The sequence below is a fragment of the Cytobacillus sp. ABV4_503 genome, assembly GCF_056158445.1.
In genome coordinates this window covers 2,553,649-2,566,963 of sequence record NZ_JBSWTH010000001.1, presented here as the reverse complement: position 1 = coordinate 2,566,963, position 13,315 = coordinate 2,553,649, and the positions used below count along the sequence as shown (strand labels likewise).

General features: G+C 40.5%; 13 protein-coding genes. 10 read left to right on the top strand and 3 right to left on the bottom strand.

Annotated features, from left to right (window positions below; genetic code table 11):
* Nucleotides 1–73: 73 nt before the first annotated feature.
* The 5 genes from ggt to ACXAD1_RS12830 all read left to right on the top strand — a co-directional run bounded on the left by ggt (nucleotide 74) and on the right by ACXAD1_RS12830 (nucleotide 4,765).
* The gene (ggt, locus tag ACXAD1_RS12850; RefSeq protein WP_474910223.1) at nucleotides 74–1,756 is read left to right on the top strand and encodes a gamma-glutamyltransferase; all 1,683 of its coding nucleotides are present in this window, start codon (nucleotides 74–76) and stop codon (nucleotides 1,754–1,756) included.
* A complete protein-coding gene (locus ACXAD1_RS12845) occupies nucleotides 1,677–2,936 on the top strand; it encodes a M20 family metallopeptidase (protein ID WP_244671288.1) in 1,260 nt (419 codons plus the stop codon). The genes ggt and ACXAD1_RS12845 overlap by 80 nt, the downstream gene beginning before the upstream one ends.
* A gap of 255 nt (nucleotides 2,937–3,191) precedes the next feature.
* The gene (locus ACXAD1_RS12840; protein ID WP_206844373.1) at nucleotides 3,192–3,674 is read left to right on the top strand and encodes a DUF2975 domain-containing protein; all 483 of its coding nucleotides are present in this window, start codon (nucleotides 3,192–3,194) and stop codon (nucleotides 3,672–3,674) included.
* A gap of 9 nt (nucleotides 3,675–3,683) precedes the next feature.
* Nucleotides 3,684–3,893: a helix-turn-helix domain-containing protein gene (locus ACXAD1_RS12835; RefSeq protein WP_048008671.1), complete on the top strand. Its 210-nt coding sequence runs from the start codon at nucleotides 3,684–3,686 to the stop codon at nucleotides 3,891–3,893.
* A gap of 68 nt (nucleotides 3,894–3,961) precedes the next feature.
* Entirely contained in the window at nucleotides 3,962–4,765 is an 804-nt protein-coding gene (locus tag ACXAD1_RS12830) for a DUF817 domain-containing protein (RefSeq protein ID WP_474910222.1), read from the top strand.
* Between the two features lie 87 nt (nucleotides 4,766–4,852).
* Here ACXAD1_RS12830 and ACXAD1_RS12825 read toward each other — a convergent pair whose 3' ends face one another.
* Nucleotides 4,853–5,344 (bottom strand): CBO0543 family protein, encoded by a 492-nt coding sequence (locus tag ACXAD1_RS12825; protein ID WP_282172349.1) that lies wholly within the window; start codon nucleotides 5,342–5,344, stop codon nucleotides 4,853–4,855.
* Nucleotides 5,345–5,586: 242 nt separating this feature from the next.
* On the opposite strand from ACXAD1_RS12825, the gene ACXAD1_RS12820 reads away from it, so the two are divergent.
* Nucleotides 5,587–6,576 (top strand): DUF3231 family protein, encoded by a 990-nt coding sequence (locus ACXAD1_RS12820; protein WP_474910221.1) that lies wholly within the window; start codon nucleotides 5,587–5,589, stop codon nucleotides 6,574–6,576.
* A 120-nt stretch (nucleotides 6,577–6,696) separates the two neighbouring features.
* Here the strand turns inward: ACXAD1_RS12820 and ACXAD1_RS12815 are convergent, their stop codons facing one another.
* Complete coding sequence (locus ACXAD1_RS12815) at nucleotides 6,697–7,473, bottom strand: YibE/F family protein (RefSeq protein ID WP_474910220.1); 777 nt, start codon at nucleotides 7,471–7,473, stop codon at nucleotides 6,697–6,699.
* Nucleotides 7,470–8,588, bottom strand: coding sequence for a YibE/F family protein (locus ACXAD1_RS12810; RefSeq protein ID WP_474910219.1), 1,119 nt, complete (start codon nucleotides 8,586–8,588; stop codon nucleotides 7,470–7,472). Before ACXAD1_RS12810 ends, ACXAD1_RS12815 begins: the two co-directional genes overlap by 4 nt.
* 190 nt (nucleotides 8,589–8,778) lie before the next feature.
* Between ACXAD1_RS12810 and ACXAD1_RS12805 the strand changes: the two genes are divergently transcribed.
* The 4 genes from ACXAD1_RS12805 (at nucleotide 8,779) to ACXAD1_RS12790 (ending at nucleotide 13,029) form a co-directional block, all read left to right on the top strand.
* Nucleotides 8,779–9,528 (top strand): phosphotransferase family protein, encoded by a 750-nt coding sequence (locus ACXAD1_RS12805; RefSeq protein ID WP_474910218.1) that lies wholly within the window; start codon nucleotides 8,779–8,781, stop codon nucleotides 9,526–9,528.
* Nucleotides 9,529–9,920: 392 nt separating this feature from the next.
* Complete coding sequence (locus ACXAD1_RS12800; protein WP_206844386.1) at nucleotides 9,921–10,523, top strand: TetR/AcrR family transcriptional regulator; 603 nt, start codon at nucleotides 9,921–9,923, stop codon at nucleotides 10,521–10,523.
* 2 nt (nucleotides 10,524–10,525) lie between these two features.
* Nucleotides 10,526–11,428, top strand: a complete 903-nt coding sequence (locus ACXAD1_RS12795) for an ABC transporter ATP-binding protein (RefSeq protein WP_474910217.1) — start codon at nucleotides 10,526–10,528, stop codon at nucleotides 11,426–11,428.
* Complete coding sequence (locus ACXAD1_RS12790) at nucleotides 11,428–13,029, top strand: ABC transporter permease (protein ID WP_474910216.1); 1,602 nt, start codon at nucleotides 11,428–11,430, stop codon at nucleotides 13,027–13,029. The genes ACXAD1_RS12795 and ACXAD1_RS12790 overlap by 1 nt, the downstream gene beginning before the upstream one ends.
* Nucleotides 13,030–13,315: the final 286 nt, after the last annotated feature.

The following is a 13,315-nucleotide window of genomic DNA, read 5'->3' as shown; positions in this document are numbered from 1 at the left end:
CCGGGTACAAGAAATGAAAAGCTTTTAAGATATATGAATGAGATTTTGGCTGTACCCCATAGGAGGGATATCAATGGATAAGGTAGATACCAGGCATATGGCAAGAGACACCGAGGACAAGCGGCAGAAGGCGACTGGCACTCATGGGATGGCTGCTTCTGCGGTTCATGAAGCAACAGAAGCTGGTGCCGAAATCTTAAGAAACGGCGGCAACGCCATGGATGCCCTGGTCGCAATCCAATTTGCTCTTAGTGTGGTTGAAGTGTTTAACACTGGCATTGGAGCAAGCGGATATATCGTGTATTATGATCAGAAAACAAAAAAGACGAAGGTGATCAACGGTCATTCAAAGACCCCTTCAGGGGCAGATAAAGATCAGTTCTTAAATAAAAAAGGAGAGATTACTCCTTACTTTCAGCAGACCATTGATGCCAAGTCAGTAGGCATTCCCGGAATCATGAAGGCTATGGATGAAGGGCATCAAAAGTTTGGGACAAAGCCGCTGGAGGACCTGATTGAGCCTGCCGTTAAACTTGCTGAAGAAGGCTTTAGGGTGAACTGGCAATGGGACGAAGTCATCGAAATTCTTCATATCAGATTGGGGGAAGAAGCAAAGAAGTTTTTTATGCCGGAAGGAGTTCCTTTAGTGAAAGGAGACTGGGTTCAAAACAAAGACCTGGCAAAGACTCTTAGAATCCTGCAAAAGAAAGGAATACAAGCGCTTTATGAAGGTGAAATTGCAGATGCTATCATCAAGACACTTAAAGAGCAGGGCGGTATTATGACGAATGAGGATCTGCAAAACTATCGGGCTCCTATAGAAGAACCGGTGATAGGAACCTACAGAGACTATGAAATTGCCGTTCCAGGACCACCTAATGGCGGGGGAATTTCACTGCTGCAGATTTTAGGGATTCTGGAAGGGTTTGAGCTTAACAGGTATGGAGTATCTTCCTGGGAAAAGTATTATTTATTCTCAGAGGCAATGAGATTGGCATTCACTGATAAGCTGGCTTATATGGGAGATCCTAATTTTTCTGAAATTCCGGTTGAAGGTCTGCTTCAAGAAGAGTATTTAGAAGAACGGCGGGGAATGATCGACTGGAAATCGAGAAATCCGGAAATTGAATGCGGCAATCCCTGGAAGTTCCAGGGCAGCGATTGTCCCAGGGGAGAAGTAAAAGTGCATCAAACAGGAAAAGATACTACGCATTTTACCGCAGCTGATAGATGGGGGAACATTGCTGCATGCACGTCTTCGAATGAGCATATTATGGGCTCAGGCATCATGGTACCAGGTTACGGATTTTTGATGAACAATGATTTGACCGATTTTACCCCGGAACCGGACCATATCAATAGCCTGGCACCAAATAAACAGCCGGTCAGCGCAAAAGTACCTGCTATAGTATTCAAGGATGGGGTGCCTGTTTTAACGCTGGGCTCTCCTGGCGGTCCAACTATTGTTGCATCAGTTTCACAAGTTATCAGTCATATTCTCGATTTTGAAATGGATGTAAAAGCTGCAATCGAAGAACCCAGGATTTATAACAGTGTGGGACCGGATGTCTGGTCTGAGCAGGGCATTGGCCAAAGTGAAATTGACAAGCTCCGTCAAATGGGATTTCAGTTTGATGATACAGACAGGCCCATTGGCAACGTCCAGGCGATCTTCATTGACCAAAAAACTGGAATGCTGCATGGAGCTGCTGATTCAAGCAGGCCAGGATCAGCCATTGGAATTAACGAAGCGTAACCCTGTGATTATTTACAAAGGAGTGATTTCGTTGAATCAATATGAAGCCTATTTTGAAGACAAGATGCCTGAAATGATGAACTTGCTCGAGGAACTGGTGAATATAGACAGCGGCTCTTATCATAAAGAAGGAGTGGACAAGGTTGGCACTGTTTTGAGAAAGGAATTTGAGGAATTGGATATGGATGTACTTGTTCACCGTGAATCAGAGTATGGGGACCATCTGGAGATAAAAGCGGAAAAGGATAGTGACCCCAATATTATTATTATCGCCCATATGGATACCGTATTTCCGGAAGGCGAAGCAGAAAAACGCCCATTCAAAATGATCGGGGATAAAGCATATGGGCCGGGAGTGAGTGATGAAAAGGCAAGCCATGTATCCGTTTTGTACGCATTGAAACTTCTTAAGGAAAATGGCTCGGACGCATATAAAAATGTACACTTGATTTTTAATAGTGATGAAGAAATCGGATCTCGAAAATCAAAAGCCATTATTAAAGAGGCGTCGATAGGTAAAAAATTCTCACTTGTTGTTGAATCCGGAAGGCCAGATGATGGCATAGTCACAGAAAGAAAGGGAATTGGAAGATTTATCTTTGATGTTAAAGGAAAAAGCGCCCATGCCGGGGTTGAACCCGAAAGAGGAAGAAGCGCCATCGATGAACTGGCACATAAAGTAGTTAAACTTCATGATTTAAATGATTACGAGAGAGGCTTGTCAGTCAATGTGGGCTTAATTGACGGCGGCATCTCTTCTAATACCGTCGCCCCAGATGCAGAAGCGCAAGTGGATGTTCGAGTGAAGAATATGGAACAGGCAAAGGAGATTACGGCAAAAATCACAGAAATTGCAGAGGAGGAGGAAGTGCAGGGAACAGAAACGAGCTTATCAGGCAAAATTGGACGGCCGCCAATGGAAAAAGTCGCAGGAACAGATAAATTGATTGAGGAAATAAAGGCTGCAGGGGAAGAACTAGGAATGTCTATTAGGGAAGTCAGCACGGGCGGAGGTTCGGATGCAGCGTATACTTCCACTGAAGGCGTCCCAACCGTGGACGGCATGGGGCCGCTCGGAGAATTTTCCCACAGTGAGACAGATGAGTATATCGATTTAAAAACGTTTCCGAAGCGAACGGCTTTACTGGCAAGGACGATCGAGAGGTTAAGCAAAGTGTAGAATAGAAACGTGAAAGCCTGGCCTGAGTGGGCCGGGTTTTTTGATGAAAAAAAGAATGTGCCACGTAAGAATAAAAGCTTTAGACCTCCTGATTTTGATTAGTTTTTTATGAGAATGAAGACCATTCCTTTAGTATTTCAGAATGAGGATTATCTTTCCTTCAATAAAAAAATAATAAAAAACATTAATTATTTATTGAAAAACGATAAATAATAGATTAAAATCAAACTGAAAATAACAAGTGAGGTGTTTTTTATGGAAAAAGTAACAACATTGTTTTTAAAAATAGCCGTTTTTCTTTTAGGAGTCCCCATTTTAGTTCTGTGTATTTTTTTGGTCCCTGAACTGGGGCGAGTTGCAGGTGAATTGCTGCCGAAGTTTGCTTTCCTTAAATATTGGGTTTACATCGTGTTTTATGCTTCAACGATTCCTTTTTACTTTGCTCTGTATCAGGCGTTCAAACTTTTGCGCTATATTGACAAAAATAAAGCTTTCTCTGATTTATCCGTCATAGCTTTAAAGAAAATTAAATACTGTGCCATCACCATCGCCGGTTTGCATGTACTGGTTCTGCCAGTATTCTATATTTTTGCAGAATTAGACGATGCCCCGGGTGTCATTTTTGTTGGCTTGCTGGTTCCTTTTGCTTCAATGGTTATCGCAGTCTTTGCGGCAGTTCTGCAGAAGCTTTTGCAAGAAGCAATTGATATCAAATCAGAAAATGATTTAACGGTCTGAGGTGAGAACATGGCTATTATTATAAATGTTGATGTGATGCTGGCAAAAAGGAAAATGAGTGTAACAGAACTCTCAGAGAGGGTAGGAATCACCATGGCAAACCTCTCTATTTTGAAAAATGGAAAGGCGAAAGCGATCCGTTTTTCAACTTTGGAGGCCATTTGCAAGGCATTGGACTGCCAGCCTGGAGATATCCTGGAATATCGAAGTGATGAATAAGCGGGACTAGGGGACAGGTTCCTTGTACCAGACGGACGAAGAACCTGTCCTAAAAGGGAGGGATTAGAATGCATTTGACTATTCGAAAATTAGAAGCCCAGCCGACGAGATTCCTAAAGCAGCTTTTTCGTTTCGGCTGGGAGCAGGCTTTGTCCTGTTTGTTTCCTGTTGTCATTTTTGCTTCTTTAGCTTTGACCAAATTTCTGCCGCTGCCCATTCTGCCGCGGTATGACTGGCTGCTGATCATCTGTCTTCTAATGCAGTGGGCGATGGTGAAATCAGGGCTTGAAACAAAGGATGAATTGAAGGTTATTACCTTGTTCCACATTATCGGCCTTGCACTTGAACTATTTAAGGTACATATGGGCTCATGGGCTTATCCGGAGGAGGGTTATTCCAAATTTTTTGGGGTTCCTTTGTACAGCGGCTTCATGTATGCCAGTGTAGCAAGTTATCTGTGCCAGGCATGGAGGAGGCTCAAGGTTGACCTGGTCAAGTGGCCGCCATTTCTCGCAGTAGTGCCTCTTGCCGCTGCTATTTATCTGAATTTTTTCACCCACCATTATTGGATCGATATCCGCTGGTGGCTCTCCGGAATGGTTCTGGTCGTTTTTTGGAGATCCTGGGTCAGTTACGAGGTAGGCGGTATCCTGTACCGTATGCCGCTTGCACTATCTTTTGTGCTTATCGGATTCTTCATATGGATAGCGGAAAATATCGCAACATTCTTTGGGGCGTGGGAGTATCCCAATCAGACCGATACATGGAGTCTCGTTCATCTGGGGAAGGTGAGTTCCTGGCTTCTATTAGTAATTGTCAGCTTCCTTATAGTGGCGACGCTAAAGCAGGTTAAGGGGAAAAACTCCGCTTAGGGAGCTTCTTGTCACAATTTATAACTTTTGCGTTCAAGTGTCATTTTCAAAGGCTATGCTTTTGACCGGCATCCCTCGGTACGTTATTTATAGGTAATCAAAGATAAATAAATAAAGGGCTGCAATCGGAACCGAAAGAATTAATGCCCGCAGTTTATGGATATAGTGCAGTCGGATCATAGGAAACATAATGACGACAAATAAAAAAGACCACCAAATATTCCATCCATTATGGTAGCTTATGAAACTAAATCGTGATGCGAGCCATTCAGCAGCCCAAAATAAGACAATCCATTTTGCGTAATAGAAGATTTGATCTTTAAACTGGCTGGGAAACTTAGATAAAAACACAAACCCCATTAAAGGATTGATCACTATATTATGCAATAGATGAACTCCCATTAGATTTAAAAGACCTTTTTCAAGTTCCCATAAGTGAAAATGGCTATGTGAAATAAATTCATAAATGAAAGAAGCCACGGATATATAAAGCATGGTCGGATAATAACTTTCCCAACTTTTCCAGTCTCCTCTAAAATAAGCAAAGATAATGACCAGTATAACAAGGATGCAATGCATACGTTCACCTCATTTTTCTGGTAATTAGTATTGACGACATCTGAAATAAAATACCAATATATGTAAAAATGGATAAATTATCCTAAAAAATCTATTTGTGAGTTAGGTTAAGATGCTGAACAGCAGCTGTTTGATAAAAGTGATGGTCATATTCATAGGGTACTTTACTTTATAAAATATGGTTTTTTTTGTAAGCCTTTATGAAATACTAAACCTACAAAAACATTGTAGGGGGGTTATCTGTGGAATTCGAGAGTAAGAAGGTAAATATTGAACTGTCTTGCACAGAAATTGGAGGCCTTTGGGGAGTTTACTTACAAGAAAGCATGAGTTCCTGTTTTCTTAAGTATTTTTTACACCATCTTCAAGATGAGGAAATCATTCCATTAGCAGAAGTGTCATTGAACATTTCGCAAGGGAGATTAGATAAGATAAAAAAAATCTTCCTTGCTGAAAATTTTCCAGTGCCTGCTGCTTTTTCTGAAGGGGATATCAATCTGTCAGCCCCTCCATTATTTAATGATGTGTTCACCTTAAGCTACATTTATATGATGAATCGATTGGGAATGATTAACTTCAGCTATACTGCATCAAATAATGTTCGTCTTGATGTACTGGATTTTTTTACAGAATGTATACATACCTCAACTGAAATGTTTGGTAAAGCTGTCAAGATGATGCTGTCTAAGGGCATTTATGATCGCCCTCCAAAAATGAACTATCCTAAAGAAATTGAATATGTTCAAAAAGAATCCTTTCTTACAGGAATCATAGGGACTAAGCGTCCCTTGAATGCAATTGAATTATCGGAAATCTTCTTCAACATTGAACGAAATTACTTTTCAGTACTCATCATGCTTGCGTTTGCTCAAGTGGTTAAAGATAAAGAATTAAAGAAGCATATCATGAAAGGAAAAACGATCAGCGAAAAACAGATATCCTTTTTCAATAACTTATTAATGGAGGAAGAGCTTCTTGGAACCGTGACTGTCGGAATGGAAGTAACAGAATCGATTGTATCACCTTTCTCAGATAAACTTATTTTTTCAATGATCAATGTTTTGAATTCCGTAGACATTAGTTTAATTTCACATGCCATGTCAGTGTCCATGAGAACTGATCTAACATCTCAATATAGTAAGATCATTGCAGAAGTCATGCTTTATGCAAAGGATACCTTTGATAGTGGTAAAGCAAAAATGGCTCGAACAGCCCCCGCTTGTAACAAATAGGAAGATGCTGATACATAAAAAGCAGTAGTAAGAAATCAGAAAAATTTTACTCCAGTTATGGGTTTGCCCAGCAATATTCAACTGCAGTCATTCACTGGGACTGCAGTTGAGCTTCAAGGCCTATTCAGAGGAATCAGCAGAGTTTCCTCTTTTCACTAAATACAGTGCGGTAATCCACGAAGTAATAGGAATCACCATTGTTACCCCAATTCCTGCACAGAAGATCGTAATCATCTCGCCGCTGAAAATCTTGGAATTGATAATTTCACCTGGTGAATAAGATAGGTCTTTAAACCATATAAGCAGTGCTAAATATCCGCCAAAGAAGGCGAAAAATAACGTGTTGGTGCTTGTTCCGAGAATATCCTTACCGATGCTGATGCCAGCCTGGAACAATTCTTTTCTGCTAATGTCCGGGTGATGATAATGAATTTCCCTCATGGGGGAAGAGATGGCCATGGCAGCGTCCGTTATGGCTCCGATAGTACTCATGATGATGACAGACGCTGCCACTTTAACGAAATCAACCCCAATATAAAGCGAAAATATGCTTAACTCTTCTATTTCCTCTTCACCAAATCCCTGAATCATGGCCTTTTCTGCAATGATGACAATGAACACAATGAGAACGACCGTAGTAATGATAGAAGCCAGAAAGGCGGTTGTCGTCTTAATGTTCACTTCATTTATAAAAAATAGATTGATACAGCCAATGAAGGCACAGGCAATTAATGTAACGATAATTGGATTGATGTTTGGATCGTTCATGAAGAAAAGGACGAAAATAATCACTCCGAAGTTGAGGAAGATCGCAAAAAATGATCTGGCTCCTTTTTTTCCGCCTATAAGGGTCATCAGAATAAATAATATGGCTGCCAGCACTAGAATTGCATTCATTTTGGTGCCCTCTTTCTATTAATAAAATATATGGCAGTATACAGGCCAATCGGAATGGTGATCACGATTCCGATTCCTCCGGCAAGTGCCCGGGCTAATTCCAATGAAAGGTTCATGGATAGGCTGAATCCGAGCGGTGAGTCATTTTTTATATACAAAATAAGCATCGGAATGGAGCCGCTGATATAAGCGAAAAACAAGATATTCGTCATGGTGCCCATAATGTCTTTGCCCACTTCCATTCCAGAGCGTTTAAGATCCTGCACTGGAATGCTGTTATTCTTTTCATATAAGCTAAACAGTGAAGATGACATGGTAATGGCTACATCCATAACCGCTCCTAACGAGCCGATAAATAAACCGGCTAAGAAAACCATCTGATAGGGCCTGGTTATAAATTGGAGTTCTTCGTATCTAAGACCCTTCCCGCCAGTTAGCCATATGACCAGATAAGTGATCAATAATGACAAGAATGTTGCCGCAAGCGTTGCGATAATGGCAGCATAAGTTTTTTCGTTAAAGCCGTTTACGAGCAGAAGGGAGGTAACGGTAAATAAGATGACTGCCGCACTGCATATCAGCAGCAGGCTTATTTCCGGATTCTTCAGATAAACATCTAATGCATACGAAAGCAGCACGGCATTAACTGCCAGGCTGATGATGGAAAAGAGACCTTGCTTTTTACCCACAAAAAGAAGTATAAGGATAAAGATCCATCCTGTTAGCAGTATGTAATGATCCCGCTTCAGATCAAGGATATCTCCGCTTAATTCTGCAGCATCCGCTTTATTCTCCTTGATGGACACAAATAATTTTTGGCCGCTTTGAATTTCATAGTCATATGCTTTGGCTTTCGAATACTGATTTGTTAAGAGAATATGCTGTCCTTTTGCTTTTCCATTCGTAATTTCTGCTATGATCCGCTGTTCATATACGCGGTCTTCATTATCATAAATATCCGTTACTTCTTCAGAGTGAACAAGTTGGATTTCCTTTACTTCAGCTATTGTCCGTTCATAGAAAGAATCATTGTTCTGGACAAACAGTACGGAGGCAGCTATGCATATTGCCAATATGATATAAAAATAGAACTTTTTAATAGGGATGTTTTTCAAAATAAACCTCCAGGAGTATAAAAATACAAGACCTTTGCAACGGAATAAGGATATCAGTAACTTTTTCGGATAGTCAAGTTTATCGGGATTCAAATCTTTGGAGAAATTTGTGAAAGAAGGATTCTAAATTAGGGAAATCGAATAACCTTAATCAATGTATAAAATTATTTATTATTAGGAGAGAAAAAAAGTGAATCTAGTCAATCCGATAGCTATTGGAAATACCGCTGAAATCTATCATTTTGATGACAAAATCGTTAAAGTATTTAAAAAGCATTTACCGCCTTCTGAACATTTACATGAAGCAAAAAAACAAGAATATGCCTCCTCATGTGGGCTGCCTGTTCCCGATATTTTCGAAGTAACAGAAATAGAGGGCAGACAGGCAATTATTATGGAGTATGTAAAAGGTAAAACAGCTGGTGAATTGATACTCGGTAATATGGAATCCGCAGAGAATTATTTAAACATTTGTGTGGATATGCAGCAAAAGATCCATGCTTTGCCAGCCGATGAGTCTGTTATTGGTTCTATGACAGATAAGCTGCAATACCAGATTGAATTAGCGGAAACACTAAATAGAACTCAGAAAAATTTTCTATTGAAAAAATTAGGATCAATGATTTTTAAACCAAGACTGTGCCATGGAGACTTTCATCCATTTAACTTGATATTGAATGATGGTACTGTAAGCATTATAGATTGGGTTGATTCGAGTTCTGGCGATGTACGTGCTGATGTCATCCGAACATTTCTATTGTTATCAGAAGCTTCGGTGAAGCTAGCAGAAATGTATGTGCATATTTATTGTAGAAATACAGGCTTAACAAGAGACGAAATCTTCCAGTGGGCTCCTATTATTGCTGCTGCAAGGCTATCTGAAAATGTTTCCGGGGAACAATATAAGAGATTGCTGGAGATTGTTACGCAAACAATGTAATCCTGTTTGTGATTGCCTATCGCCTAAAGTAGAACTTATCATGCATTTGCAAAAAAAAATCATCCAAAAGGATGAAAGAGCTGATTCATGTCATTATTTCTTTTGCACATTCAACATTTCTTTTTGCTGTTTCTCTTTTTTCTGATTTTCAGCATCCTTCTTGAAAGCCTCCATTGCTTTATAGAAAAGCAAAGTCAATTTAATCACCTCCTTAATAGCATGTATCCCCCCTGTATTTTCAAATAAAACTAAGAATAAAAAATTGATAATTTTTGTCAAAATGATTGAAGGAATAATATTGACCAAAGTGGTCAATTTTGTTATTTTTAATATGACCATATTGGTCATTATTGTGAAAGGAGTGCAATATAATAAATACTACTTTTTACAGCTTGAAACCCGAAAAACAGGAACGAATTATCAATGCAGCCATGAATGAATTTGTAAAGAGCGGTTATGAGAAGGCATCAACAAATGAAATTGTAAAGGATGCACAAATAAGCAAAGGCTCATTGTTCAACTATTTCAGCAATAAAAAGGATTTGTACTTCTTTTTGATTAAGAATGCAGTAAACATTATTGAACAAATCTATGTTGAAATAGACATGAATGAAAGGGACATTTTTGAAAGAATCAGTCAGGTGGGGTTCATTAAATTAAACATTCAAAAAAAGTATCCCCTTGTATTTGATTTCTTAAAATCGCTGCTGGAAGAAGATGCTCAGGATGTAAAATCGGATATAAATCAACTGCTGGCAAACATTCAAAAAGATGGCTTCAAAAGAATCTACGAAAATATCGACTGGTCAAAGCTTCGGGAGGAGATAGAACCTGAAAAAGCGATGAATATCCTGAATTGGACCATGACGGGTTTCGCAGAACTGCAAATCGCGAAAATCAAGTCATTTGAGGATATCGGTATCGAGCTTTTTAACGAATGGGACAGCTATAAGGAAATTTTAAAGCGCTGTTTTTATAAAAATGGGGAGGAATGAGCATGAGCCTTTTAAAAGTAACCAGCCTGACAAAGAAATTCGGCAAATTTACGGCATTGGATGGGGTAAATCTTGAGTTGGATAAAGGTGAAGTACTGGGCTTCATCGGACCCAATGGCGCGGGCAAGTCAACCACCATCCGGGTGTTATTGGGAATTTTAAAGGCGACAAATGGAGAAGTAAGGATTTTCAGCAAGGACGCCTGGCAGGATGCTGTCGACATTCATAAAAGGGTGGCATATGTGCCTGGTGATGTGAATTTATGGCCGAACTTAACAGGCGGAGAGGTCATTGATTTATTTATAAAATTGAACGGAACTGCCAATAAGGCAAAACGTGAGGAGTTAATAGAGAAGTTTGATCTGGATCCATCCAAGAAGTGCAGAACCTACTCTAAAGGGAACAGGCAAAAGGTTGCTCTGGTTGCGGCCTTTTCCTCTGATGCTGACCTCTTCATTCTGGATGAGCCGACATCAGGACTTGATCCATTGATGGAAAAGGTTTTTCAGGAATGTGTAATGGATGTTAAGAGGCAGGGGAAAAGTGTCCTGCTTTCCAGTCATATATTATCTGAGGTAGAAAAACTTTGCGACCGTATTAGTATTATCCGCCAGGGCAGGATTATTGAGTCTGGGACCTTAAGTGAGCTTCGCCATTTAACCAGGACACAAATGCTCGTTGACACGAGGCAGCCGATTACGGGTCTAAATGAGCTGAAAGGCATCCACGGCATTGAAGAAAGTGAGCATGGAATGAAGTTTCAGGTTGATACGATGCAAATAGATGAAGTTATCAGGCATATTAGCCAATTTGGCATCAGCAGGCTGGAAAGTGCTCCGCCAACATTAGAGGATTTATTTATGCGTCATTATGAAGGAGAAAAGGATACTGGAGGTGTCCTCTGATGGCAGGCAATCACTTGGCAAAAACCGCTTTCCTTTCAAGATTTATATTCCGGCTGGACCGTTTGCGGATTCCAATTTGGGTGGTGGCACTTTCCTTTTTTACGATAATTGTCCCAACAGCCTTCAAGGGATTATACAGTTCTCAGCAGGAAAGAGACGCTATGGCACAAACGATGGCCAACCCGGCAATGACTGCCATGACTGGTCCTGCGGATTTAAACAATTATACAATTGGTGTCATGACAGCTCATCAAATGCTTTTAATGACTGCTGCTGTAACCGGCTTAATGAGCATCCTGCTGGTTGCGCGGCATACCAGGGCTGATGAAGAGGATGGACGCCTGGAATTGCTCCGTTCACTGCCAGTAGGGCGTCTATCCTATTTAAATGCATCACTGCTTGTAGTATCGGCAGCCTGCATCGGATTGGCTCTGATTAATGGATTTGGCCTTTATGCCCTTGGAATTGAAAGCATGGATCTGGAAGGGTCATTGCTTTATGGTGCAGCATTAGGGGCGGCGGGTATTTTTTTCGCAGGTGTAACAGCCGTATTTGCTCAAGCTTCAGATAGTTCACGGGGAACAATTGGTTATTCGATAGCCATTCTTCTAATTTCTTATCTTTTTAGAGCGATCACAGACATCAGCAATGAATCATTATCCTGGCTTTCGCCGCTCGCGTGGGTAACAAAAGCGGAAGTGTATGATTCTAATAATTGGTGGCCAATTGTCTTAATGATTGCTGCAGCCATGGTTCTATTTGCTGTTGCGAATTATTTGAACGCTATTCGGGATCTGGATCGCGGATTTTTGCCATCCAGGCCCGGAAAACAATATGCATCCCGCTTTTTACAGAGTCCAATCGGCCTTGCGTTAAAGTTGCAGCGGACCGGAATCATTTCATGGGCAATAGGCATGTTGGTCCTGGGGGCTTCTTACGGTTCAGTATTAGGGGATCTGGAATCATTTTTCTCCGATAATGAAGCCATGAAGCAGCTCCTTAAGCCAACAGAAGGGGTAACATTGGTGGAACAATTCATTCCCATGCTGATGATTGTTATTTCACTGATGGCAACTATTCCTCCAGTGATGGCCATGAATAAACTTCGAGGTGAAGAGAAGAAGGAACGAATTGTTCATCTTTTAAGCAGAGCTGTTTCTCGGACCAAACTGTTAGGCAGCTATTTCGTAATTTCTGTCATTAATGGATTTCTCATGATCTCGCTGGCAGCACTCGGGCTATGGTCTGCGGGAACTGCAGCAGTTGAAGGAGGTTTATCCTTTGGAATGATCTTTGGGGCAGCACTGTCCTATTATCCAGCCATGCTGGTCATGATTAGCCTGGCTGTCTTTCTGATTGGATTCCTGCCAAAATTCACGGGTTTTATTTGGCTTTATGTTTTATATTCTTTTATTGTGCTGTATTTAGGAGGGTTGTTCCAATTCTCTGACTGGATCGGCAGCATTTCTCCTTTTGGCCATGTTCCGCAGGCGCCGATAGAGGAATTTACACTTATCCCGCTGCTGTGCTTATGTATAGCTGGCGGGGTGCTGGCGTTAGCCGGGTTTATAGGATTTAATAAGCGGGATATTGAGCAATAATAAATAAAACGCATTCCATATAGGAAACGGGTTCTGTTTAAGAGTACAAAAAATAAATTAGTATATCAATTAAAGGTTCAAATCGCATACGATTTGAACCTTTAATTTTTGTTGATATATCTATGTATTCAGATTTTTTATCTATAAATAAACACCTGAATTTACGAATACATTAGAAGAATTGACAAAAGCCAATGGCAGCTTGCCAAAACCTTTGTTAATTACAACACCAAATTTATTTTGAATCGTAAGTTTAATTGTACTGCACCACACTTTATATAGACTG

Coding starts and splice junctions, on each gene's coding strand:
- ggt (WP_474910223.1), top strand. CDS start 74: ATGGATAAGGTAGATACCAGGCATATGGCAAGAGACACCGAGGACAAG.
- ACXAD1_RS12840 (WP_206844373.1), top strand. CDS start 3,192: ATGGAAAAAGTAACAACATTGTTTTTAAAAATAGCCGTTTTTCTTTTA.
- ACXAD1_RS12835 (WP_048008671.1), top strand. CDS start 3,684: ATGGCTATTATTATAAATGTTGATGTGATGCTGGCAAAAAGGAAAATG.
- ACXAD1_RS12830 (WP_474910222.1), top strand. CDS start 3,962: ATGCATTTGACTATTCGAAAATTAGAAGCCCAGCCGACGAGATTCCTA.
- ACXAD1_RS12825 (WP_282172349.1), bottom strand. CDS start 5,344: ATGCATTGCATCCTTGTTATACTGGTCATTATCTTTGCTTATTTTAGA.
- ACXAD1_RS12815 (WP_474910220.1), bottom strand. CDS start 7,473: ATGAATGCAATTCTAGTGCTGGCAGCCATATTATTTATTCTGATGACC.
- ACXAD1_RS12795 (WP_474910217.1), top strand. CDS start 10,526: ATGAGCCTTTTAAAAGTAACCAGCCTGACAAAGAAATTCGGCAAATTT.
- ACXAD1_RS12790 (WP_474910216.1), top strand. CDS start 11,428: ATGGCAGGCAATCACTTGGCAAAAACCGCTTTCCTTTCAAGATTTATA.